Origin of the sequence: Legionella sp. PC997 (assembly GCF_014109825.1) — a bacterium.
In the GTDB taxonomy this organism is placed as follows: Bacteria; Pseudomonadota; Gammaproteobacteria; order Legionellales; family Legionellaceae; genus Legionella.
Window position 1 is genome coordinate 3,528,588 of record NZ_CP059576.1, and the last position, 24,582, is coordinate 3,553,169.

The following is a 24,582-nucleotide window of genomic DNA, read 5'->3' on the forward strand; positions in this document are numbered from 1 at the left end:
GAGTACTTAGATGAATTCACTAAAAAGCAGCCCACTTTTTAATGCCCTGACAAGACCTGCAATGACCCTAGGCGTCACCTTTGAATACCACATCCTCAACCTGATGGTTTCAATGTGTGCCTTTATAGGCATATCCCCACTCTACGGTCTTATTTTTATACCCTTGCATGTTTTTGGCTGGTTGGTATGCCGTTACGACATTCATTTTTTTACGATTTGTGCCAAATGCTATTTATTGCCTCACGCCCCAAATAAAACTCTGTGGAAGGTGCGCGCTTATGAACCGTTTTAAAATAGTAAAACCCGTAACGCTTGAAGCGAAAGTTTCCGATAATTTTCCTATCACCCATTTAAATTCACCCAGTATTTTTGAATCTCAATCGGGTTTAATTGGTTCAGTATTGCGAGTGCACGGTATTTCTTTTGAAGTGGCAGAGCCGGAACTATTAAATCACCAACTCTTTTTACTGCATCAAGCATTAATCGGTTTGGATTCACGTTTTATTGTCTATATTACAACTCATAGGCATAAAGCATCTCGTGTACTCACAGGTGAGTTTCAATCTGAGTTTGCCCAAGCGCTCAATGAACGTTACCACCAACGTTTTGCTCATAGCAAAGCCTATGAAAATACCTTGTATCTCACCGTAGTATTAAAAGGGGATGATTCGAGTAAAACAGGTTCTTGGATTGAATGGTTCAAAGGCATTGGTCAGGTAAGCACTGAACTTAAGCACTTACAGCGAGAAAAAAATTGCGCCACACTCAATAATGCCGTAAGCCAATTGCAAGCTAACTTATCCTCCTTCGGTGCACGCCGTCTAGGTGATAAGGATGAAGAGAAGGGATTTAGCGAACTATTAGAGTTCTTGAGTTTGGTAGTCAATGCAAGACAATCCTTGCCCTACCCACAACCACAGTACAACCCGCCTATAGCCAATACCATTTCCAGTACCTTTAAGAAAGAAACTCTCTATCCAGAAGGTCATCTGGGGCAGTATTTAAGCCGTTACCAACTGTTGTTTGGCGAGTACGTCCAATTTCAAGGGAATACCTTAAATGAATCTACCTTTGGTGCGTTATTGTCTTTAAAGAAATACCCGACCGATACCGTGAGTATCTTATTGGATAATTTACTCTCACTTGACTGTGAATTTATTTCCACCCATACCTTTGCCCCTATTGGGCGTGATAATGCCTTAGATAAGATTACTAAAAAGCGCTCTAAGTTAATTAACGCCGAAGACAAAGCACTCAGCCAAATGAACGCATTAACTGAGTTAGAAGATGGCATTGCCAGTGAAACGATTTTACTCGGTGCTCATCATCACACCTTAATGCTTCTTGCACCCAATCAAGAGCAGTTGGACGACTTGATACTGGAAGCAACTAAGCGTTATGCCAGCAGTGGCATTGTAGTGGTCAAAGAAACCTTAGGCCAAGAACCTGCCTTTTGGAGTCAAATCCCCTGTAACCCTCATTTTATTGCCCGAGCCTCACTCATTACCTCAGAAAACTTTGCAGGCTTTTGTTCACTTCATAACACCCAATCAGGCTATTCACATGACAACTTTTTGGGTAGTGCAGTCACTCTGCTTGAATCGCCCTCCAAAACACCTGTGTATTTTAATTATCATGCACGTGGTTCACGCACCAACCCGTCTAAAGGCCATGCAGCAGTATTCGGCGGTAATAATGCCGGAAAAACAACATTAGTTAATTTTTTAGATGCGCAAATGGGGCGTTTTGGTGGGCGCAGCTTTTTTCTGGATAGAGATGAATCCTCCAAGATATACATCCTAGCTTCAGGGAACAGTCGCTACATTAAAATAGCACCTTCCCAGCCTGTTGCGATGAATCCCTTGCAACTACCCGACACACCAGAGAATCGCTCCTTTTTGAAGTCATGGTTTGCTACCCTGCTTTTAGAAGAGCACGAACAAATGATTCCCAGCCTCTTCGGTGAAACGATTAATGAGTGCATTGACTATGCATATGAACAGCTAGCCCCCGAATACAGAACACTAAGCATAGTTGGTCAATATTTACCGATTGATTTCCCTCGTTGGCCACACCTTAAGAGGTGGCTAAAACAAGATGACACGCGGATTGATGGAGAGTATCACTGGCTATTTGATAATGAATCGGATGCATTAAATCTTGAGTTTGATAAAGTGGGCTTTGATGTCACCTTCCTGATGGACAGCACCCCGCAATTAATCGCAACACCAGTATACTTATATTTATTACACCGCATGCGCCAATGCCTTGATGGCCGTCTCACCTCATTTGTACTGGCCGAAGCATGGCAATTGCTCGCATCCCCTTTCTGGGAAAAAACACTGCGTGAATGGTTACCCACTATTCGAAAAAAGAACGGTCATTTTATTTTTGATACCCAATCGCCACAAAGCATAATCAACTCACCCATTCGCCATATCGTATTGGATAACTTGGCAACCTTGGTTGTATTTCCTAACCCACGTGCCGAGAAAGAAACCTACATTGATGCGTTAAAACTGACTGAATCCGAATTTGAAGCCATCAGAGAAAGCACGCCTGAATCGCGGCTGTTTCTTTACAAGCAAGAACATGAGTCCATGTTATGTCGTCTTGATTTGAGTGAATTAAGTGACTTCATTCGCGTGCTTTCAGGCAATACCCGATCAGTGATGTTACTTGATGAGTTGATGAATGAACTAGGCACAGAGCCGAAAGCATGGTTGCCCTCCTTTTTTGAACGGAGTGCCTTATGAATAAAAAAGCCCTCTTATTTTCAATGCTCTTAGCCTTATCACCAATAAGTCACGCCGATTTATTAGGAGTGGAAGATGCGCAAATGATTGCACTGTCATTAAAGCAACTCAATGAACTGCAAGAACAATACCGAATCTTGCGTGATACCTATGAAAGTACTCAAGCCCAAGTGGAGAACTTAAATCAATTAAAATCCATGAATTCAGGACATTATGGTTTTGGTGATCTTAATAATGGATTAGACAGCTTGCAAAGTTGGCAATCGCCAGTCAGCACGTGGCAAGATGCTTTACAAAACTTATCTGGTGGTAACTCTTCTCGCTATAAAGAACTGGTTGAGGCTTATGAAAAAAACCACCCAGCCCTAGATGAGACGAACTTTAAAGCGAATACCTCCCCTGCTCAAGCAGCACGCTTTAAGGAAGATAAAGCCGTCAATCGCGCAGTCCTCGTGCAAACCACAGAAAGCTACAACGAAATCAATAAACACATGGAAGCGCTTCATAAGCTGTCCAAACAGATTGAGCACTCATCCAATACTAAAGGTGCCATTGATTTAAATTCCCGACTGCTCACTGAAATTGGTTTTATTCAACTGATGAGCTTGCGCTTGCAAGCCCTGATGAGCCAACAAGCAGCACAAGACAGTTTAGCAGGCTTACAAGATAGAGCCGAGATCGCACGTTTTAACCGATTACCCAATAAATAAGGAGTGAATGATGACTATGAAATGGATTTTTAGCGTGTTGTTACTAGGTATGCTGAATGGCTGTTCATCAACACCACCTGATTTAGATGCCCCCTGCGTTCAGTTTGGCCGCTATTGTCCGCAATATCCGATTAATGAAGCCTCCTTACAGGAGAGTAAATAATGAAGAATTTACTGAAAAGTTTGTCGTTGCTGGGAGTTCTTATCCTATGCGCATGCCAACATAAAAACCCATTAACCACTCACTCAAAAGAAGATTCGCTTAAGTTTCTACTTAATGCGTCTGCCAATGCTGAAAAACGCCTTCATATCCCGATACAAAAAGATTCTTATGGCTATGCCTATTTGGAGTGTATGGACGGTAAAAAAAGCCCTGAGTTTTCATGTGATGCGCTCTATCAGGCAATGACATCCTTTGCCAAAGAACAACATGCAGCAGGCTTTGAACACCTAAGCGTCAATGATTTAACCGACCATGCTGTATTTGCATCACTTGCAGAAGATTATGCCGAATATGCGGCAACTCATGAACCTCATTTTATTAGTGGGAAACACTGATGAGTACCACAACGTATAACAATTTTATGATTCAATTAGCTCATGAGCTTGATTCCATAACCCGTACGTTTGTTTTTGATGGCTATCGTGCTCTGTCATCGCTGCTGCAAGCCCCATTAGCCTCAATGATTGTGCTCTACATTATCCTTAAGGGATATGCGGTGGCACGTGGCTTGATTGAGCAACCCCAACAGGAACTGTTTCGCTTTAGCATTCGGGTAGGCCTCATTTATTTGTTTGCTATGAATTGGGACTTTTTTTCATCTTATGCCTGCGATTTATTTATTAGTGGCAGTGAAACGATTGCAACCAAGCTGATGCTTGCCATTCACAAACAGGGCTTAGGCAATTCCATCAACCAAGGATTACAAAATGTCTTAAATGAAATATCCATGTTAGGTTGCGATTTATTTGAAGCAGGTTCTCTAAGAAAGCTCACACCCTATTTTGCTGGGATGATGGTGTTTTTATCAGGCAGTATTACGGTGGGCTTAGCTTTTATTGAAATTGTGATTGCGAAACTCATGATGGCCGTTCTTCTATGCACCGCGCCATTATTCATTTTGTTCACCCTCTTTGATCAAACTAAATCTTTTTTCGAACGCTGGCTTGGCGTACTGGCTGGTTTTTCGTTTGTGCTTATTCTCGTGTCCAGTGTGGTCGGCCTCTGTGTTCATTTACTGCATTGGGTAACCTCCTCCTTTACAACCAATGATAACCCCGTGACAGCAGCCATTTGGATACCTATTTTCATAGTGGCCTGTTTGTGTGTGATGGGTATTCTTCAAGCGGTCAATATAGGCAAAAGCATTGGCGGCTCGGTATGCACTTCAAGTGGGGCTGCAATGATGGGCGGTTTAATTGCCGGCAGCTTAGGCGCTGGAAGTCTTGCCAAAAAGGCCATGAATAAAGCAAGCAAAGGAACCAGCTCCGGTGCATCGTCTCTTATTCAGGGAGGAAAGCAAACAACCCATGCAGCGACCAATTTATTCAAACAACTCCATAAGAACTTACGAAGAGGTGCTTAATGAACCAAAAACCATCGTTAACACGTTATTTTAACCACGCAAGAACCTGGGCTGATGATACTTTTGGACGGGTGGATCAATCGCGCAAGCGTTATCAGATCGCCTTTTTAGCCTCGATGACCCTGAATGTCATGGCATTAATCGCCGTTGCTGCACTGAGCCAGTACCAAACATTAATACCGCTGTTAATACACCATTATGATAATGGGGTACTAACAGTGGATGCGGTAGCCAACAAACACACGCCAATGAACCAAGACCAAGTCCGCAGCGACATTGCGCGTTACATCCAGACCCGTGAGTCTTTTGATGTCTCCAGTTATCGTGCGCAATTTGAATTAATTCACTTGCTATCCAATAACACGGTTACCAAGGAATACGTTAATGAACATGAGGTATCTAATAAGTCCTCACCCATTCATGTATTGGGAAATCAGATGAAACGTGAAGTGAAAATCTACAGCATTAATTTCCTTGATTCCCTTTTAGCGAATGAAGAAGACCTGCACAAAGACCATCATGCGCTTGCAGAAGTGGTATTCAGTCTAGTGGATACCGACAAGATGAGTGGCAAGTCCACATCAACACAGTACAACGCAATGATTTCATGGCACTACACCGCCCCACCCACATCGCCCGAAGCCCGTTGGCAAAATTGGGATGGCTTTGAAGTGACCCGTTACAGCAAACAACTCAGAGCAGCGGAGGCTCACGCATGAATAAATTAGCAATCGGTTTGGCTTGTCTTCTTCCTATGACAAGCCTTTATGCACAAAACAATCCCAAACCCATGCCTCAAGATATACGCATGAAACAAGTCATCTATCGTGATAACGATGTAGTACCCGTTGATGGAGTCCCCTTCACAACTACTCAAATTCAATTTGCAGAGAAAGAAGAAGTACTGGACATTGAGGGCGGTGATACCACTGCATGGATGGTCACGCACCACCCCGAACTGGGCAACATCGTGTTCATAAAGCCTACATCTTTTGATTCCAATACCAACATGACGGTAATTACCAATAAGCATGCTTATTACTTTCATTTAAAGAGCAATAAACAGCTAGAGCCAACACACGAACAAACCTATGCCTTAAAATTCGTTTATCCTGAGGTAAAACCACGGCCTACAATTAATACACACAAAGCCGCCACACCACCACAACCCAAAGTAGTGAACTCAGCTTATCGCTTTAGTGGCAGTCCCCAGCTAGTACCTAAACATGTCTTTGATGATGGCCAGTTTACTTATTTTGAACTCACGACAAATGGTGCGGTTCCTGCAATTTTTGCTGTAGATAATGCCAATGGGAAAGAGACCACCGTCAATACCCGCCGAGAAGGAAAGTACATCGTAGTCCATCGCCTAGCCCCTCAATTTACCCTTCGCCAAGGACGACTCACTACTTCCGTATTTAATGCTCAAGAAATTAATCGAATTGCTGCAAACAGGAGACCCCAATGACACCAGATAACCAAACGCCTGAGGGTGTAGGCAACAGAATTAAAGTGGCTAAAAAAGAAAGTCATACGAAATGGAAGGATAGAATTTTATGGATTGGTATGATTGCGCTGTGCGCTGCAATTGCCTTAAGCGGCTTTTTGCCTAAATCACATAGTTCTGAAGCCTTAGAGGAACGAGAAAAGCAAAACTCAGCGTATGCGTTGAACCAAAATCTTGAGTTAATCGCTTCATTAAAAGAACAAAATAAATCGCAAAGCGGCTATCAAGGAGGCAACCCCAATTACCCACCAAAACTTCGCAGCACTCATCAAACTACGGTATCCAAAGAAACCTTAGCTAGAATGAATGCACCGTCTACCTTTTTTAATACCAATGGTACTGAATCCTCAACCAGTTCCGCAAAAAGCTCTAAAGAGCAAACCAAGACCTTAACAGGAAAGGATGCGAACTCCCAGTTTTTAAATCAGCAAAGCGACATTACCACCGTCTTTGCCAAGCGTTTGCCACATCCCAACTGGACAGTCCCTGCTGGAGAAATGATTCCGGCAAACTTGGAAACAGCCATTAACGCAGAGTTAGCGGGCATGGTCAAAGCCATCACAACCCAAAATATTTATTCCTTATCCGGTCATCGCTTATTACTTCCCAAAGGCTCGTCAGTTATTGGCCAATTTAATACGGCCATTACCCAAGGACAACGCCGTATCTTTATCGTCTGGAATCAAATCCAACTCACTGATGGGGTTAAAGTTACCTTAAACAGCCCGGGAAGTGATGCTATAGGGCGCTCAGGAGTAGCTGCGGATTACGTTGACCGCCATTTCTTTGAGCGTTTTGGTAGTGGGGCTTTGCTCTCTGTCTTAGGCGCTTTTTCCGCAACAGGCGGCGTTAATGGGCAGGATGAATATAACTCCATGTCACAGTACCGCATGAATGTTGCAGGCTCTTTCCAACAAGCAGCGAATCAAACATTGCAACAAGACATGCAACAAAATACCACCCTACAAACCAATCAAGGGGCTGAGATTAAAATCTTTGTTGCCCACGATTTGGATTTTTACCGTGTTGCAGGAACTCATTAATATGAATGCACCCAAAGCACAGTATTCGCCCGGGTCAACCGGGCTTTTAGCGCCCCTCTATGAGTTCTTAAGCGATACTCAGGTTTCTGAGGTCTTAGTGAATAAACCTCAAGAGGTTTATATAGAGCGTGCCGGAGTTTTAGAGCGGTTTGATGTGCCTGTTCTTACCACCTCCTATCTACGCCGTTTATTTGCGTTAATTGCTAATGAAAACAAACAGACCCTATCAGACAGTTCGCCCCTTCTGTCTGGTAACTTAAAAGATGGCTCGCGGGTGCAATTGGTGATTCCACCTGCCTCTCTTTATGAAACACTGTCAATACGAAAATTTACTTTAAAACAGGTACGCTTTAGTGAATACAACGAGCAAGGCTTTTTCTCTCATGCACAAGGAGTGGGCTTGGATGAGTCCATACAGACCTATGAAGAGCATTGCCTTCGAGGGTTATATGGAACTAAAAATTGGCCTGAGTTTATTCGTGAAGCCATTATCCATAAAAAAAATATCATTATTTCAGGAGGAACCTCCTCAGGAAAAACCACCTTCTTAAACAGTTGCTTAAGCGAAATTCCTTTGGATGAGCGGCTTATTACCCTTGAAGACACCTATGAAATAGACAGCCCCCATCCCAATCAAGTAAGACTCAAAGCATTAAAGCAAACAGGTGACGCAACACCACGTTTAAGCATGCAAGATTTAGTGCAAGCCACCTTAAGGCTAAGACCTGATCGCATTATCATGGGAGAAATCAGAGGCAAAGAGATTTTTGATTTTGTTTCCGCCTGCTCCACAGGACATAGCGGTTCCATAGCCACCATTCATGCGAACAATCCCAAGGTTGCTTTCATGCGCATGGCGCAACTGTATAAATTAAATCAAGTTGCTGGGATGCTAGAGGCCGACATTTACGCAGTACTTCATGAAGCAATAGACATCGTAGTGCAACTACAAAAAACAGCCTCAGGCAGACGTTTAGTGGAGGTGTATTATAAACACGCATAATCAAAAAGTAGCATTCCTACTCATTTTCATCATCATAGCCCAGATAACGAGTCAAACCGCTTTAGTTCTGACGGGAGTATTCGCCTTTGCTACTCCTTGGGTGATACCCGATTTAATTCATCATGGCTTTCTAGGTGAGTTAGGTATTGCCTTATGTCTTAGTGCCTCAATGGCACTGTGTTGTATTGGTTATCTCACCAAAGGGCTATATCGCTATTTGGCATCCATAAGCGCGATTGGCTTAGTCCTTAGTCTCGGACTGTTTTTACTAGGATACTGTGTTTTTAGCTGGTTTTACCTTAATGAGTTACAGCCCCTGTCAGGGCTTTTGAATTTAGCATGGCAACGCCACCAAGAGAACACGCTCTGGCTGGATTTTTTAAAAACTGAAGGCGGTGTCTTTCTGGTTAGCCTCATCGCACTGACCCTTTTTTTATTTCAACGATTCAGACCGGAAAATAAAGTACTAGGTAATGCCCACTTCGCCAATGGTATTGAAGTCAATAAAGCCTCGTTTTTTAAATCTGAGGAGCAAAGCATCATTATTGGTAAAAAATACGGAGCACCTCTTTATTCAAATGGCTTTGAGCATGTTTTAGTATTTGCGCCAACAGGTAGCGGTAAAACACGTAGTATTGGTATACCTAATCTGTTTAATTACCCCTACTCGGTAGTCTGTAATGACGTGAAACTCACCTTGTTTAAAGCAACCTCTGGCTATAGGCAGCAAGTATTAGGTCAAAAATGTTATTGCTGGGCACCCGCTAACGAAACACGATTAACTCATGCTTATAATCCTTTATCCTTAATCTCTAGTGATAAAGTCCAGCGTCTTACAGATATTCAGCGAATAGCACACATTTTAATTCCAGATAATAAAAAAGCTGACCCTATTTGGCAGCAAGCCTCACGAAAACTATTTAAAGTAGCTGTTCTATACTTACTCGATACACCAGAGCGCCCCACCACCTTAGGTGAAATTAACCGTCTCATCAAACAAGCAGGATTTGATGATTGGCTTGCATTGCAACTGGAAGAAACAGAGCATCTCGATCCAGAATTTTACCGCAACGGCTATTCCTACCTGAATAATCATGAAAAAACCAGAAGCTCTATTTTGGAAACATTTTCAGGTTATTTTGAATTATTTGACGACCCGACTATTGATGCAGCAACCCGACATTCTGACTTCGATTTGCGTACTCTTCGCAGCACACCCATGACTATTTATGTGGGGTTTACTGACGATGATATGGAGCGACTCTCGCCTTTACTTACCTTATTTTGGCAACAACTCATTTCAGTGATGATTAAAGAAATCCCTGATCCAATAAAAGAGCCTTATCCGTTATTATGCCTGATTGATGAATTCTCCTCTTTAGGACGAATTGAACGACTAAGACGCTCGCTGAAATTACTTCGTGAATACCGTGTACGCTGTGTCTTGATGATGCAATACATCGCACAAACCTACGAGCAATACTCCCAAGATGAAGCCAAAGCTTTTACCAACATCAAAACTAAAATCGCCTTTGCAACTGAAGACATTCAAGATGCAGAATACGTCAGTAAATTACTGGGAACCCGCACGGTTCGAGTCGCAGCAGGTTCTTCAAGCACCCAACATCATGGTTATTCTGAATCTAAAAGTTACAATTATCAGGCTATTCCTCTACTGCGCCCCGATGAGGTGATGCGTTTGCCAGAGCATCAAATACTGATTATGCGCACCGGACATCCACCAGTAAAAGCAAGGCAATTCATTTGGTATCAAGACCCGTTCATGAAACAACAGACTTATAACGTAGTAGCAGTGCCTATGCAGGCAATTCAGCATTATCCCTTTATTCGACCCATAACCGTTAATTCATCCTTTTTGGAGGCATTAGAAACCTAAATGAAAAAAACACCCCGGCAACCTGATATGGATGAATGGTTGCTTGATTCGCTGCATGGAACGCACGATGGGGAGGAAGATGAGAATGAAGTACTCAAACCAGAACACTTTATCAACTCATTAACCTACAATTACGTAAAACACCTACAACCTAAACAAAGAAAATGGTGGATTGAACATCACTTTCGTAAAGTGATGTCTCAATCCATTTGGCCGCGTATTTTAATCGCACGGTGTCGTGTGCTCATCACTCATGCCTTGCCCTTACTCGCAGATGGACATTGGGCTGTGAGGGATGTGATACTGAATTCCTTACGCGTGGTGATGCAATATCTAGGAATTCTTCTTCATAGCGTGAGGTTATTGATGAACCTTGCTTCAGTGGTCACACCTTTATGCAACGAATCCCCATCGTGGGATGGAGTCATGCACGCCCTATCAGATTCATGGTTTGAATTATTTATCGATACGCATAGCCTTACAACTGCCTTTTTGCCTGTTTCTTATTTAAAAACCAACTGTGCCTTTTCAGTGCTTGAGTTAGGCATGTTTATTCTTAGAGGCTGGCTTGAATTGTCGAAACTGGAAGAATTTAAACAGTCATTTAAAGGCCAATTAACCAACCATACGATGTCTGAAGCCCGTGCACTTGAACTTAATAAGGCCGAAGCTCATGCCACAGCCCTGTATAACTACCAATATAAAAAGCTAATACTTAATATCACAGTGTTGTCATTATCACTATCACTGTTCATCTTTAAATCATTTGTCTTACCTTCATTATCATTAGCTCTGGTTAGCAATCCAGTAACCCCTTTAATTTTTGCCATTGTGGCTTTATCCCTTTCTCTAGCCAATCATTATTTAGGTCAATACATAGATAATGAAAAACCTAAAGTTAAGATGAGCCAATTGTCAGGTCGAGTATCATTTTTTAAAGAGAATGCCCCTGCTCCTTCAAAGACACAGCATGTTTGTGAATCGCCTTCGCAATCTTTGGAAGAGTCTTTTGTAAGAAGCTCACCAATTGTTTGTTCGTCATAATGGCTGCGGCAGTCTCACGTAACTGTTTACGGTGTTGCTCGCCTGCATAGCTCTGTGCTTTAGCGCATTGCGTATTTAATCGTTCGTACTGCGCTAAAACCGGATACTCCTTGCGGAGATTTTGCCAGATTTTTTCTTGTTGGAGTTGCTGGGCTTGTTTGATTATGGTGATGAGCAGCTCGGGAGACTTATTATAAGCTTTAGCTACAGAATTAAGGTGATAGCGGTCTTTGTGAATATCAATTTGAGCTACTCGTTCAGCCAGATTCTCTGGGAGGCGCTCTCCCATAGGCACTTGTGCCAGAGTTGTTAGGGATTGATAGCGTTCGTAACGTTGGGCATAGGATTTAACTGCCTCCAATCCTTTAGTAATACCAGTCAGCCCCTTTTGCTCACTCATAATTTGAGCAGCACGCTTGTCTCGCTCAAGGCTTTGCATATACAACGCTTCAAAACGAGGATGTTCTGATTGCTTTACTCCTCGAAGAGTGGCTTCTTTTTCAACCCGTTTAAGTTGCTTTCGTAACTCGGCTGCCTCATCCAGTAGTTGTGCCATTTTATGGCCAAGAGTTCGGTTTTGCTGATGCTGCTTACTCTGAGCATTTAATTTTTGCGTATTGAGATAACCTTCATAATTCACGATGTAATTCCATTTATCTTTAATCAAATGAGCGGCTTTTGTCAGACTATTAATCGCTTTACCAATGAGACTATCCGGCTCAAATCCCGCGCGCATCGCAAAATCTAAAGGCCAGTCAATCACATTATCCTTAATCGTACTGCGTGATAGCGTTTTAATAAGCGCATTTAAATCAGAATGATGATGCTTACTGGTATAAAGATTTAAAGAGTCCCTATGCCGTGTCATCGCAACAAAAGCCAAATTCCTATCCCAATAAGGACTATCAATAAACACACTGGCTTGGTTAATGGTCATCCCTTGAGATTTGTGAACTGTTAATGCATAGCCATAATCAATAAAGGCATAAGTTTTAGGGATTACGACCTTCTCACCGCTATCAAGCGTTGCATGTAACTCATTCGCATTGATATGCATGATGGTTGCCAGTTCTCCATTCCGAACGCCTAATTGCTTGTGGTTTTGACGAAACAGAATTCGCTCACCTAAAGCCAGTTGTATTTTTTGCGCACCATTTTGCGACTGATACTCATACTGCTCTCTCTGAACAAGTCCTTGCTCTTGAAGCACAGAACGCGCTTTAAGATTAAGCAACTCCACTGAAGCCTTAGTAAAAGCCAGAATAATGTGTTCTTTAACGGATTCGGCGGTTTGGTTCTGCTGCCATTGATTAATAAGAGCATTTGCTGCTTCACCACACTCATCAGCAAAATGAATAGCCCCTTTTGACGAATAGTGATTCACTGCATCAGCCACTTGCCCATGAGCCAGAGCAAGACTTGCCTGTCTATCGTTCAGATCTCGTTGTCTTTTAATTTGTTCCAATTCAATATAACCAATTCGCGCGGCAATCCCTCTGAAAATTTCCCCTTTATTGATTGGCTTTAACTGATCCGGATCCCCCACTAAAATAATCTTAGCCCCAGCTTTGTTTACTGACTCCAAAAGGTATTCCATATTTGAAACATCAACCATTCCAGCCTCATCAACCACTAAGATATGATCTTTAGTTAATGTGATTTGGTTATTACGTAACCGATAAATAAGCGATGCGATGGTAGACGAAGGAATACCCGTTTCTGCTTGTAATGCTTTTGCGACTTTACCTGATAAAGATGTTCCTAGTATTTGGTAGTTAATCGACTCATAGTGCTCTTTGAGCGGCTTTAATAAATAGCTTTTACCTACCCCAGGGCGTCCAATTAATACGTTGATATCGCATCCTTTAGTAATATAATTCATTGCCTCAGCTTGCTCATCGTTTAACTGATAGCCTTGAATCAAACCATCTAGTGAGGCATTACTCACATGAGTAAATCGCGTATACAATTGTTCTACATGATTTAATAAATTCCCCTCCCTCATGTAATGCTCTTGAGTCGTATAGGAATCAATACCTCGCTCATTTTTACCTAAATGAACCACGCTATGATGCGCCAAAGTCTGGGCTACTGAATTTAAATACTCATTGCTATGCTGGGCATGATCAAAGGTTTTAAATACCAAACGCTCAATATCACGCCGCGTAAACACGCTATGCGTTTGCATTATTTTTTGAAGAAACACTTCAGGGTTAGAAAGCGCAATCTCAGCACGTGCGTATTTAATTAATTGGTTTTCTTCCGCTTTATAATGCTCTGCATCATTGCGAAATCGACCCGCATGCCTCTCACTAAGGATGTGGTTTAAATCCACTGATAAATCGAGTTGATGTTCTATGAAATAATTATTTTGACATTCTCGCCAACGCTCACCCCAATAATCATGCTCCACTATAAATCGCTTGGCAAAGACAGGATTTAAATCACGTGCTTTATAATGTGAAAATTTATTATGTTCCAGTCGTCTTGTAGTCGTCAGAATATGTGCATGCGGATTGCCATCTCCATGATCATGAATCGCAAAATCCACAGGCAAGCCTTGCTCAACAAAATAAGTCATTGCAAAGCGTTTTGTTAATTCGATGTGGTGCTCAGTCGATAGCTCTTTAGGTAACGCTAAAACAATGTCCTTACAAATCTGAGCATCGCCTCGCCTCTCAGCCCCCTCCACCTGATTCCATAAGAATTCACGATCTTTATACTCAAGAGCACTGCCATCAGGCAAAAGAATTTCTGAGAAAACAATATCGCCGCGTTTAGAGTAATCGTAAGTAATGCCTGTGCGTTGATCATAAAGTTTGGATGCGGTTCTGTAGCTGCTGGCAGCAAGTGCACTATGGCCTTTCGCACGCGAATGAATCGAGACTTGAGCAAAAGCGATGGCCATGAACCTTAATCCTTCATGCGCTGCTCCATCGTTGCTGTTTTCTAAATAAAATACCTATCCATTAGTGGTATTTCATCATTGTTTTTATGACTTTAGCAAACATTCGAAAGAATGTATATTGCGCCCTTTCGTTTCACTTAGGGACTTTGAATTTCGCTGCGCTCAATTTATTGGTAAGACCTATTGCTTTTAGAGATCTGGCACTGTACGCTAAATCTGTTAACTCATTTGCGGAGAAATGATTATGTCTACGAAGACAGTATCGCAAATGGAAGCAGTACTCTTGGATAGAATCGAAAAAGCTAAAATCAAGTTAGAGAAGTTACAACAAAAGCACAAACTTGAAATTGGTACTCTTGCCTACAAACATGGCCTTCATCAATTTAATATGCAACGATTAGAAGCAGCATTTTTGAGACTGGGCGAGGGGCTACGTAATGACAACACTTAAACAAATTGATAAAGAAAAACAACTTCTTGCTTGTTGCGAAAAATCACTGGCGCTGGAGAAATTGAAGAAACGCAAAGCTGATACTCGGCATAAAATTGAGTTGGGTGGTTTGGTGATTAAATCTGGAATGGGGGGTTATGATAAAGCTACAATTCTAGGAGCTTTAGATTACGCATTAAGCCTGATTGGACAAGATAAGAATTATGAAAATGAATTAACAGCAAAAGGAAACCATTTATTTTTAATCAACCAATGATGAGGACTAATGACTAATCAATTTAACATTGTAGTTGATTGCACCGAAAACAAAACCGTAGGTAATATTCTGTATAGCAATCTTAAACGATTCAATGAGTTAATTATTGGCGCGTATGAGACAAAGCCATTTTGTATCTATGCAACTAATAATGAAAACGAAGTTATTGGTGGTGTAAAAGGTGATATATTTGGACAATTATGCCGAATATTTACGATGTGGATTCATGAAAATTATCGAGGTAAAAAACTTGGTACTAAAATTTTTGGGGAATTGGAAAAATTAGCAATAGATAATAATTGCAACATTATCCAAGTTGATACAACAGAATTCCAAGCAAAAGAATTTTATGAAAAGATGGGATTTTCGGTGTTTGCTACTTTACCTGATAACTTTATTGGATATAAGAGTTTCATTCTTAGAAAAAAGCTAACCAAAGATGAAATCAAAATACCCAAGACAGAGGTAGATAGATTTATACAAGAATCTTTTTTGATGGTTTCTGCTGCTCATGAGTTGCATAAGTTTCCACTACTTATGAAACAATGTTCCATACTTTATCATTATGCCATTGAGTTATTATTAAAAGGATGTGATATATGGGAAAATAGCAGATATATCCCCACACATGATCTATATAGGCTTCTAAAAAGAGTTAAGTTTATTAAATTGAATGAAGATAGTATAAAACAACTTAGAATAATCAATGATTATTTTAATTATAGATATCCTTTGAGTGAAACAGTGTTCAAACAAATGACAAATACACTGGAAAAAAATGCTGATGAAATTATGCCTGGGATGCTTCCATTACCTTGTGAATTAGGTACTGATGATCTTGAAAATGCTGAATCTCTTTTCAATGATATTTTAGAATTTATGCCAGACGATCTCCAAAAAATAAAGAATCAAGTAGAAGAAAGGATAAAAAACAATAGGCTATTGATTTAAGAGTCATTTTTTCAGCCTATTTGCTATGTATAAATATTTTTTTATTTTTCATTTAAAATGATTTAGTTTAATTTTATTGCTATCAACAGCTTTTTTTATAAATTTTTTTATATCTAGTGCTCGCCTTCTTTCTATTTTTGAAGCTTGTATAATTAGCTACCCTAATATTTACTCGGCTGTTAAGCCTATCGCATCTAAATAAAAAAATGATTGGCATCCTTATAAGGTGTTTTCCTTTTAACTTCTTGTGCTTTTATGCCTAGTCTACCTACACTTCTTTTTGAAAGCATACAAAATCAAATTTATCACACGAATAGCTAATGCTTACGGTCTATTCTTAAGCCATTCATCATGATTTGAATAAAATTATTGAAATTAATTAGTCTTAATTATATATTGCAAGAGTCTTTAGGATGTAGGATATATTTAAATGGAAGTTTTAGATTTTTGCAAAGCGATTAAAGAAACTGTTGAAAATTATAACAAAATTAATGGCGTTTTAAAAAATAGTCTCATTTTACTAGCAGAGTTAGACAAACTAATCGAAAACCATGATGTTAATCAATATCTCTGCATGACTCGAGCCACTATTCTATTTGAAGGCTTTTACCGTCATCTAAGCTCAGAATCCCTTAAGCATGAGTTTAAGATTATTAGAGCTACTCGATGGGCTCATCACTTTGGCACACCCACAATTACTTTCCTTCTATCATTCAAAACACAGATTGATCAAACAGTAAAACTATTTGATGAATTAACCTCAGAAGTAGAGCCACCTCTTGAGCTTCCATGGAATATCTACAAACTAGAGGGGCTTAGTATAGATCACGATAACAACATCGCTGCTAATCCAAAAAGTATTACTCATGTAGAAGCTCCATCATCCAGAGAAAGTACCGGTATATTTACAAAAACACATAATCCATTCGGTGGCTTTACAACAACACCTTGCGATCCTGTTTCACAAAGGTTCATTGAACATGCAGCTTTATCTGCTAAACAAGGGGGTAAGGTACTGGAAATAGGTGCTGCCTTTGGTGCAGCAACATTGGAAGCGATTGCAAAAGGAGCGACAGTTTTTTGCAATGACATTGATCCTGAAAATTTAGCTGTTGTTCGCCAACGATTCTTGGAAATAACAGATGATTCCAGTGAATCCTTGACCGGAGATAGTAGTAAGCTAATTCTTGTACCCGGTGAATTGCCTAATGAGCTCATTGGCCTTCCTGAAAAACAGTTTGATGCCATTTTGATTTGTCGTGTTTTACATTTTTTCTCAGGTGCGAAAATAGAGGAATCATTGGCTTTATTATCAAAACTGCTGACTCCAAATGGAAAAATATACATCGTTTGCGAAACACCGTTTTTGAAAAACTGGCAGCGATTTATTCCTGAATTCAATAGACGAGTCGAGAATAATGAAGAATGGCCTGGTGAAATAACTGAACCAGCGGAGTATGAAAGTAGTGGACGGGCAAGCTCGTTACCTAAGTTTGTGCATTGGATTACTAAGGAAGTATTAGAACGATGTTTAACCAAGAATGGCTTGTCAGTAGAACACTGCGAGTATATCAATAGAAAGGGACAATTTCCTGATGATTTATTAATGCCTGAATATGGGAAAGAGAGCATTGGTGCAATTGGAATAATTTGAGTAACGGATTATGAAACAAAAGATTAGTTGGTATGAGTGGTTTGCTGAAATGCTAAAAGAATTTATGGCTGAAACATCAAAAAAACCACAGTATGAAATCGTTGATATTTTTGAGTGTAAAAAAACTGGCTTCACAAAAGCCGTAATTAAATTGTCTGAGAGGCATACACAAGAAAAAAATATCAGCGATATTATTATGGACAACGAGTTAATTGAGAATCTGGATACTAAAACCGTCCGTACTTTAACTTATATGGCTACTGTAGAGCGATTAAAACCTGATTATTCTATCGTGGTGCAGCACATGACTCCTGAAGTAGATGAGTATCTGCTTGAAATCAGATCAAAATCTAAAGCAACTACTATAAAAAAATCTCCTTCAGAACTTTCAAAAGATAAAGAATTAATAGCAAAGTTTAAACCTGAAGATGCAAATAAAATTGGTTATATGGCTGGTGTTAGAGAGACCGTGAAAGAATATCAATTAGTTAATAAAGATAAATAGCAGTAGCAAGGAGATGTTTTGAAGAAGGAAATTTTTGACGCATTAACTCGCAAGAAGCAATATAAATACCCTTACTTATTGCTCGGTCTTTATTTAACTTTTTTGCTATCAACGGTGTGCTTAGCAAGCAGGATAACTCAGATAGGATCGATGCTTGAGCCCGGAGGTATTTTTGTATTCCCTCTTACTTTTAGTATTTGTGATATCGTTGGTGAGGTATACGGATATGCATACCCCAGATTATTTATTTGGATTGGTGTCTTAGCTGAATTTTTATTTTCTTTAGTTGTGATTACTGTATCTCATCTACCCGCACCCGAGTTTTTCACACAAGCCTCAGCATATGAAATTGTATTTGATCCTACGTTAAGGTATGTGGGTTCGGGACTTATTGGCCTTCTTATTGGAGAGCTGACTAATGTTTACCTTTTATCAAAGTGGAAGATTTTTCTAAAGGGGAAATTTTTTATAATGAGAAGCCTACTATCAACAGCTTTAGGACAAGCCTTGCTCACAATAGTTGTTGATATGCTTAATTATTTTGGCAAGCTAACAGAACATCATCTTGGATGGATGATGATTTGTGGTTATCTATGGAAAATGAGTTGTGCAGTCCTTATGGTTTTTCCTGCTTGGTTAGTCGTGAAATATCTAAAGAAGGTGGAGCTAGTAGACCATTACGATATTCATACAAACTTTAATCCATTTATATTTGGATTACATGAAGAAATTCCTAATGACTACAAACTTAATATTGAATCCGTGCCTCAATAAGTGTCCCTAGAATTCGATCATGGGTTTTGTCCAATTTTGTTAGTTTAAGGCTTCCATCTTCTAAGCCTTGTCGCAGATAAAAGGTATTATTTTCGATAAATAATCTATTAAAAGAGATTACTCCCTCTGTTGATAAGTGCACGATTACGAAGTCCCTATCCTTAGGAGTTTTACCTGAATCAAAGATTAAAAGACTATTTTGTTGAAAAAGAGGTTCCATTGATGTGTCTGGCATAATTAACGCGAAAGAGTTTTTGTCAATTTTCTTATCGATTAATATTTCTTGTGTGTCTTGAGTTTTGGCTGTTCCTGAAGGCCATTCTTTTAATGATTCCCATTTGATGACAGGTATGGTACTGATCTGCAAATTTTCTTTAACAGCATCAGGAATCACAGCAGGCAAAGGTTCTTGGCCAATTAATTCATCGATGGAAACAGAAAAATAACGGGATAATTCTTCTAGTGCTTTTTTCCGTGGATTTTTCGTAGAACCAGTTAGAATGTGATGGATAGTAGGTTGAGGTATGCCAGTTAACCGAGCTAACTCACTAACAGAAATATTCCCATGTATCCTCATGAGTTGTTGCAAATTCTCGCTTAACGTCATATCAGCCATTAATAATAACCCAACGAAATGAATAAATTTATTCAAAAATAGATTGACAAAAACATACTATGATATGTAAATTATCATTAATTGAATAATTTTATTCAATTAATCTGCTAAAATAATCTTAAATAGAATAATTATCGCCAATATATCATGTTGCTGATTAGTTCACCAAATAAAATTGCCAGATAATTTGACATTTAATGAATAAGTTAGCTACTGGATAAGATAGTCAAAGGAGTATTATTCATGGATAACAATTCCAAGGTACAAATTTATAAAGGAATTATTCAATATCTTTTGGAGTCAACTAACTACACCTTAAAAAATATTGCAGATCTTTCTAATTCCCCAATTAAAAATATTCGTGCAATCTATTGCGATAACTTCGTACCACTTAATTTTTCTTCCGAGCTGCAATTAGTACGGTTATACCAAATGATTCTTGAAATACACACTCAAGAAAAACACTTTAAAAAATATTTACCTCTTCCTAAAGGCTTTCGACAACTCAGCGCATCAATGGAGTGATATATCGTGAAATGGGTAAAATTAAAAAAATATTGCCAAGATACTGGAGATACCACAAACGCAGTGCATTGCAAACGTAAGCGAGGTATGTGGCTAGATGGCTTACATTGCAAATTGGGACCAGATGGTAATTTATGGATTAACTTGGTGGAGGTTGAAAAATGGGTGGAAAACGGCGATCAAGCGACGCTCCAAAAACTGCAAATGGGGTAGTTGTTAGAAAATGGCCATCAGGGAAAACAACCCTAAGAATCAGTTTTTATTATCGTGGAGTTCGCTGCTTTGAACCCATTAAAATTGAGGCTACAGCTGCAAATATAAAATATGCAGAACGTCTTCGTGGTGAAATTTTAAATGCTATTGAACGCGGAACTTTTTCTTATACGGATTATTTTCCTAACTCAAAGCGCGCCTATATCTTTGGGCATGTTAAATCTAAAATAACCATTGGTGAGTTACTTCGAGAGTTTTTAGAAGAAGCGAAATCAACTAAAGAAGCGAGCACTTTCCGAGGCTATAAGCGTGTTTGTGATGGCCACCTATTCCCAATGTTTGATAAAGTTGAAATTCAGGATTTACAGCCTGCCATACTCAGGAAATGGATTAGGAATCTTAATTGTACTACTAAAACTGTGGCGAACATTCTAATCCCACTGCGCGCTGTCATAGAACAAGCACTAGTAGATCAATACATCAAAGAGAACCCTCTTAATAGCATTATTGTTGATAAATTACTTAATAAAGAAACAAAAAAGAGTGATTATAAGCCGGATCCATTTAGTGTGGATGAAATAAACGCCATATTAAATAAGTCAGAAGGTCAAGTACGTTTCTTGTTTCAATTCGCTTTTTTCACAGGTTTAAGGGTCTCAGAACTGATTGGGCTGAGATGGGAAGACGTAGATTTTCAAAATCAAATCATTCATGTTGAAGAAACAATAGTTGCAAAAGAAGCGAAAGGGCCAAAAACGGAAGCAGGAGTTCGAGATGTCTTATTATTACCCCCAGCATTAGAAGCATTAGAGAAACAAAAGCAATATACTTTTTCTTTAAAAGGAAGAGTATTTCATAATCCACAAACGAATAAACCTTGGGAAACATCGCAGCAAATTCGTCGTACCCAATGGATGCATATTTTAAAAAGAGCTGGTATTCGCTATCGTAACACCTACCAAACCCGCCATACATATGCATCTATGATGTTATCTCAAGGGGAAAACATTATGTGGGTATCTAAGCAACTAGGTCATGTTGATGTTGAAATGGTTATTAAGACTTATGGTCGATGGATACCAGATAGTTCTTCACAATCGGGATACCGCCCAGTTCACGATTGGAGTCGTCATTTAGATTGTTGACTACTTGTTATAAACTAATAGTTCAAGATTGCAGATCGGTATTCCGCTTCATATAGATACTTGTATTCGTTTGGACAATCAAAAACTCACCATTTTCTATATCAACCACATTAACGGCCAAACCATCTTCCGTGCATAATCGATTCAAGCCAAGTCTTGTAGCATTTGGATCCTGTGCATTTCCACAATCAATAATTGAGCTAAATACATTAATTTTATAAGCATTATCGTCTTTGTCATAAGCCCAAAATGTACCAATATATTTTTCTCCTAGTTTTCCCATTATTTGCTCCTTAATAGTGTAAAAAAGGGAGAAAGATCTGTTGAAATGGTGCCGGCTTGGTGCCGCCGCATAGGAATATTTTAGTTTTTTTCTTTAAAATCAACAAGTTAATTGGTGGAGGCGGCGGGAATCGAACCCGCGTCCGCAAATCCTCTGCCTTCAGCTCTACATGCGTAGCCGTGTCTTTTGATTTAACTGTGCATTCTCCGACGGGCAGGATACTACACAGCGATTCCCTGAATTTCGCATCTTAATACGGGATGGATTAAGACACTAGCTTATCTCTTATGACCGTTGATTCGATACCGATAAGCGGGCTCGGTCGAACGGGATACTGGGTTTATTGGCCAGTACACAGTGATGGTTCATCTAAAGTGCTTATTAGGCAGCGATAGCTTCCCCACCAGCAAAGTTTTCATCGTTTGCATTTATATTTATTTGAGTCTGATTTACGAGAGTTCTCATTCTCGGCATGCACCTCTGGTTTTGCAACCCACGTCGAAGCCAGGTCGCCCCCTTTGTACACTATAAGTATAACATAAAATGTACACACAATAGCAGTTTTCTTTTGAAAATTCAGAGGGAATTTCCTGGGTTTGAGACTTTGCTCTCACCCAGGTTTGCTTTAACCTTGAATTCCATTGTGACGTAATAGCGCATCAACCGTTGCTGGGCGGCCTCGGAACTCTTTATAGGCCTCGGCCGCTTTCTTCGAGCTGCCGACTTCCAAAATATGATGCAAGAAATCGCGTCCGGTTTTAGGATTTAAAACTCCTTCCTCTTCAAATCGAGAAAAAGCATCGCTGGACAACACTTCTGCCCAACTGTAACTGTAGTACCCTGCTGCATATCCACCGGCAAATATATGACTAAAACTGTGTGGAAAACGGTTATATGGGACAACCGGGATCACGCTGGTTTTAGAACGAACATCAGCCAAAATATTCTCAACCAAGGAATCTTGGCTTGGCATAAACTCTTGATGAATACGGAAATCAAATATAGAAAACTCCATCTGCCGTAACATCGCCATCGCCGATTGGAAATTTTTAGCAGCGATCAAACGCTCAAAAAGCGATTCGGGAATCGGTTCACCGCTGTCCACATGTGCCGTTAAAACATCCAAACCACTTTTTTCCCAACACCAATTTTCAAAAAATTGACTGGGTAATTCTACGGCGTCCCACTCTACCCCATTGATGCCAGAAGCACCTAGATAATCGACTTGAGTTAAAATGTGATGCAGACAATGACCAAATTCATGGAATAAAGTGACTACTTCCTCATGCGATAGCATCGCGGGTTTATTGGCGGATGCTTTGGCAAAATTACAGGTCAAAGTTGCTATCGGCAACTGTACCTTACCATCCTCCAATCTTCTGCGACTTTGCAATGAGTCCATCCACGCACCGCTGTGTTTGTTGGGTCTAGCAAATAAATCAGTATATACGTAGCCTCGAACCGTTCCATGTTCGTCGACCACACAATAACATTGGACGTCTTTATGCCAAATATCCACACCCTTTACTTCTTCAATTGACATGCCATACAGCTTTTTAACTAAATCGAATAACCCTTGCATGACCTTAGGTTGTGGGAAATAAGGACGTAGATCTTCTTGTGACAAAGTAAACAAAGCTTGTCTTCGTTTTTCAGACAAATAACCCACGTCCCACGGTTTGACCGGATTTAGCTTAAATTGTTCTTTGGCAAATTGCTCCAGCTGCTTGAATTCCGTGGTAGCTTGGTCATGGATGCGTTTGACCAAGTCATTCATAAATTCTCTAACTTGATTGGTAGACTCAGCCATTTTGGTCGCAATGGACAATTCTGCATAATTGTTAAAACCTAAAAGCTCGGCTTTTTCGTGACGCAATGCTAAAATTTCATTGATTAAAGGTGTATTGTCATAGGTATGCGCATTGGGTCCTTGGTCTGAAGCTCGCGTAATAAAAGCTTGATACATCTCTTCACGTAATGCCCGATCTTCGGCATAGGTCATTACCGCTTGGTAACATGGATATTCCAGAGTGAGTACATGTCCATCAAGGCCTTTTTCGGCCGCGAGTTCTTTCGCTGTATTTAAAGCGTGTTCCGGTAATCCGGCCAAACGCGCTGAATCTTTAATGTGCAACGTAAATGCTTGCGTGGCGTCCAAAATATTATGTTCAAATTGATTGGTTAATTCATCTAGACGCGTCTGAATTGCTTCAAATCGTTTTTTACGCTCTTTATTGAGTGCGACTCCAGATAATTCAAAATCACGTAAACTATCGGCAATCAACTTTTGTTGCACTGGATTCAACGCGTGCTTATCAATGGATTTAATGGCCTCATACAGTTCATGGTTATGGCCCATTGCCGATTCATAGGCTGAAAGAAGCGGTAAGCAGGCATCATAGCATTTACGTAATTCTGGAGAATCCATGACACCATGCAAATGCGACATCGGCGACCAGAATCGCTCCAGCTCATCTGCCATATCCTCCAAGGGATACATTAAATTATCCCAAGTATAATGGGGGCTTTCTTTGAGCAAATTTGAAACCTCTTCCAAATGCTTTTTTAAAAGGGCATCCAGATGAGAATGAAAATGATTTACATCAATACGACTAAATTGGGGTAACCCTACTGGTGCAGACATGCTTTACCTTTGAAAATTGATACAAGAAGTAAAGCATAACATTCAATTAATAAAGGCTCTATACTTCGATGAATCATTCATGGAGTAATCCTGGGCGCTTATTAGGTAAGT

At 40.0% G+C, this 24,582-nt stretch carries 25 protein-coding genes and 1 other RNA gene; 21 read left to right on the forward strand and 5 right to left on the reverse strand.

Going from position 1 to position 24,582, the window contains the following annotated elements; translation table 11 throughout:
• Positions 1-10: 10 nt before the first annotated feature.
• The 12 genes from HBNCFIEN_RS15405 to HBNCFIEN_RS15460 all read left to right on the forward strand — a co-directional run bounded on the left by HBNCFIEN_RS15405 (position 11) and on the right by HBNCFIEN_RS15460 (position 11,546).
• Positions 11-292, forward strand: a complete 282-nt coding sequence (locus tag HBNCFIEN_RS15405) for a type IV secretion system protein VirB3 (RefSeq protein ID WP_182391936.1) — start codon at positions 11-13, stop codon at positions 290-292.
• Entirely contained in the window at positions 279-2,756 is a 2,478-nt protein-coding gene (locus tag HBNCFIEN_RS15410) for a VirB4 family type IV secretion/conjugal transfer ATPase (protein ID WP_182391937.1), read from the forward strand. The genes HBNCFIEN_RS15405 and HBNCFIEN_RS15410 overlap by 14 nt, the downstream gene beginning before the upstream one ends.
• The gene (locus HBNCFIEN_RS15415) at positions 2,753-3,466 is read left to right on the forward strand and encodes a type IV secretion system protein (RefSeq protein ID WP_182391938.1); all 714 of its coding nucleotides are present in this window, start codon (positions 2,753-2,755) and stop codon (positions 3,464-3,466) included. The genes HBNCFIEN_RS15410 and HBNCFIEN_RS15415 overlap by 4 nt, the downstream gene beginning before the upstream one ends.
• Before the next feature lie 16 nt (positions 3,467-3,482).
• On the forward strand, positions 3,483-3,629 hold the full coding sequence (gene lvhB7, locus HBNCFIEN_RS15420) for a T4SS-associated protein LvhB7 (RefSeq protein WP_182391939.1): 147 nt from the start codon (positions 3,483-3,485) through the stop codon (positions 3,627-3,629).
• Positions 3,629-4,024 (forward strand): T4SS-associated protein LvrD, encoded by a 396-nt coding sequence (gene lvrD, locus HBNCFIEN_RS15425; protein WP_182391940.1) that lies wholly within the window; start codon positions 3,629-3,631, stop codon positions 4,022-4,024. The genes lvhB7 and lvrD overlap by 1 nt, the downstream gene beginning before the upstream one ends.
• Complete coding sequence (locus HBNCFIEN_RS15430) at positions 4,024-5,052, forward strand: type IV secretion system protein (protein ID WP_182391941.1); 1,029 nt, start codon at positions 4,024-4,026, stop codon at positions 5,050-5,052. The genes lvrD and HBNCFIEN_RS15430 overlap by 1 nt, the downstream gene beginning before the upstream one ends.
• Complete coding sequence (locus tag HBNCFIEN_RS15435; protein WP_182391942.1) at positions 5,052-5,771, forward strand: virB8 family protein; 720 nt, start codon at positions 5,052-5,054, stop codon at positions 5,769-5,771. The genes HBNCFIEN_RS15430 and HBNCFIEN_RS15435 overlap by 1 nt, the downstream gene beginning before the upstream one ends.
• Entirely contained in the window at positions 5,768-6,520 is a 753-nt protein-coding gene (gene virB9, locus HBNCFIEN_RS15440; RefSeq protein ID WP_182391943.1) for a P-type conjugative transfer protein VirB9, read from the forward strand. Before HBNCFIEN_RS15435 ends, virB9 begins: the two co-directional genes overlap by 4 nt.
• Positions 6,517-7,602, forward strand: coding sequence for a TrbI/VirB10 family protein (locus HBNCFIEN_RS15445; protein ID WP_182391944.1), 1,086 nt, complete (start codon positions 6,517-6,519; stop codon positions 7,600-7,602). Before virB9 ends, HBNCFIEN_RS15445 begins: the two co-directional genes overlap by 4 nt.
• 1 nt (position 7,603) lies before the next feature.
• A complete protein-coding gene (gene virB11, locus HBNCFIEN_RS15450; RefSeq protein ID WP_182391945.1) occupies positions 7,604-8,605 on the forward strand; it encodes a P-type DNA transfer ATPase VirB11 in 1,002 nt (333 codons plus the stop codon).
• 100 nt (positions 8,606-8,705) lie between these two features.
• Complete coding sequence (locus HBNCFIEN_RS15455) at positions 8,706-10,502, forward strand: type IV secretory system conjugative DNA transfer family protein (protein WP_255464263.1); 1,797 nt, start codon at positions 8,706-8,708, stop codon at positions 10,500-10,502.
• Positions 10,503-11,546 carry a hypothetical protein gene (locus tag HBNCFIEN_RS15460; protein WP_182391946.1) on the forward strand — a complete coding sequence of 348 codons (1,044 nt, stop codon included), beginning with the start codon at positions 10,503-10,505 and terminating at the stop codon, positions 11,544-11,546.
• Here the strand turns inward: HBNCFIEN_RS15460 and traA are convergent.
• Positions 11,437-14,454: a Ti-type conjugative transfer relaxase TraA gene (traA, locus tag HBNCFIEN_RS15465; protein ID WP_182391947.1), complete on the reverse strand. Its 3,018-nt coding sequence runs from the start codon at positions 14,452-14,454 to the stop codon at positions 11,437-11,439. The genes HBNCFIEN_RS15460 and traA overlap by 110 nt on opposite strands.
• 244 nt (positions 14,455-14,698) lie before the next feature.
• Between traA and HBNCFIEN_RS15470 the strand changes: the two genes are divergently transcribed.
• From HBNCFIEN_RS15470 to HBNCFIEN_RS15495, 6 genes are all read left to right on the forward strand, one after another.
• Positions 14,699-14,905: a hypothetical protein gene (locus tag HBNCFIEN_RS15470; protein WP_182391948.1), complete on the forward strand. Its 207-nt coding sequence runs from the start codon at positions 14,699-14,701 to the stop codon at positions 14,903-14,905.
• Positions 14,892-15,161, forward strand: coding sequence for a conjugal transfer protein TraD (locus HBNCFIEN_RS15475; RefSeq protein WP_182391949.1), 270 nt, complete (start codon positions 14,892-14,894; stop codon positions 15,159-15,161). Before HBNCFIEN_RS15470 ends, HBNCFIEN_RS15475 begins: the two co-directional genes overlap by 14 nt.
• A 9-nt stretch (positions 15,162-15,170) precedes the next feature.
• Complete coding sequence (locus HBNCFIEN_RS15480) at positions 15,171-16,112, forward strand: GNAT family N-acetyltransferase (RefSeq protein WP_182391950.1); 942 nt, start codon at positions 15,171-15,173, stop codon at positions 16,110-16,112.
• A 430-nt stretch (positions 16,113-16,542) separates the two neighbouring features.
• On the forward strand, positions 16,543-17,766 hold the full coding sequence (locus HBNCFIEN_RS15485; protein ID WP_182391951.1) for a class I SAM-dependent methyltransferase: 1,224 nt from the start codon (positions 16,543-16,545) through the stop codon (positions 17,764-17,766).
• A gap of 10 nt (positions 17,767-17,776) precedes the next feature.
• Entirely contained in the window at positions 17,777-18,271 is a 495-nt protein-coding gene (locus HBNCFIEN_RS15490) for a hypothetical protein (RefSeq protein WP_182391952.1), read from the forward strand.
• A gap of 18 nt (positions 18,272-18,289) precedes the next feature.
• Entirely contained in the window at positions 18,290-19,045 is a 756-nt protein-coding gene (locus HBNCFIEN_RS15495) for a queuosine precursor transporter (protein WP_182391953.1), read from the forward strand.
• Here HBNCFIEN_RS15495 and HBNCFIEN_RS15500 read toward each other — a convergent pair.
• On the reverse strand, positions 19,020-19,661 hold the full coding sequence (locus HBNCFIEN_RS15500; RefSeq protein ID WP_182391954.1) for a LexA family transcriptional regulator: 642 nt from the start codon (positions 19,659-19,661) through the stop codon (positions 19,020-19,022). The genes HBNCFIEN_RS15495 and HBNCFIEN_RS15500 overlap by 26 nt on opposite strands.
• A 243-nt stretch (positions 19,662-19,904) precedes the next feature.
• On the opposite strand from HBNCFIEN_RS15500, the gene HBNCFIEN_RS15505 reads away from it, so the two are divergent.
• The 3 genes from HBNCFIEN_RS15505 to HBNCFIEN_RS15515 are packed head-to-tail and all read left to right on the forward strand — an operon-like array spanning position 19,905 to position 21,544.
• Positions 19,905-20,186 carry a hypothetical protein gene (locus HBNCFIEN_RS15505; protein ID WP_131778533.1) on the forward strand — a complete coding sequence of 94 codons (282 nt, stop codon included), beginning with the start codon at positions 19,905-19,907 and terminating at the stop codon, positions 20,184-20,186.
• A 6-nt stretch (positions 20,187-20,192) separates the two neighbouring features.
• Positions 20,193-20,399 (forward strand): excisionase, encoded by a 207-nt coding sequence (locus HBNCFIEN_RS15510; RefSeq protein WP_106220930.1) that lies wholly within the window; start codon positions 20,193-20,195, stop codon positions 20,397-20,399.
• On the forward strand, positions 20,348-21,544 hold the full coding sequence (locus tag HBNCFIEN_RS15515; RefSeq protein ID WP_182391955.1) for a site-specific integrase: 1,197 nt from the start codon (positions 20,348-20,350) through the stop codon (positions 21,542-21,544). The genes HBNCFIEN_RS15510 and HBNCFIEN_RS15515 overlap by 52 nt, the downstream gene beginning before the upstream one ends.
• Before the next feature lie 22 nt (positions 21,545-21,566).
• Here the strand turns inward: HBNCFIEN_RS15515 and HBNCFIEN_RS15520 are convergent, their stop codons facing one another.
• The 3 genes from HBNCFIEN_RS15520 to HBNCFIEN_RS15530 form a co-directional block, all read right to left on the reverse strand.
• On the reverse strand, positions 21,567-21,827 hold the full coding sequence (locus tag HBNCFIEN_RS15520) for a hypothetical protein (protein WP_182391956.1): 261 nt from the start codon (positions 21,825-21,827) through the stop codon (positions 21,567-21,569).
• Positions 21,828-21,939: 112 nt separating this feature from the next.
• Positions 21,940-22,344: a transfer-messenger RNA gene (gene ssrA, locus HBNCFIEN_RS15525) on the reverse strand.
• A gap of 108 nt (positions 22,345-22,452) precedes the next feature.
• On the reverse strand, positions 22,453-24,471 hold the full coding sequence (locus tag HBNCFIEN_RS15530; protein ID WP_182391957.1) for a M3 family metallopeptidase: 2,019 nt from the start codon (positions 24,469-24,471) through the stop codon (positions 22,453-22,455).
• Between the last annotated feature and the right edge of the window lie 111 nt (positions 24,472-24,582).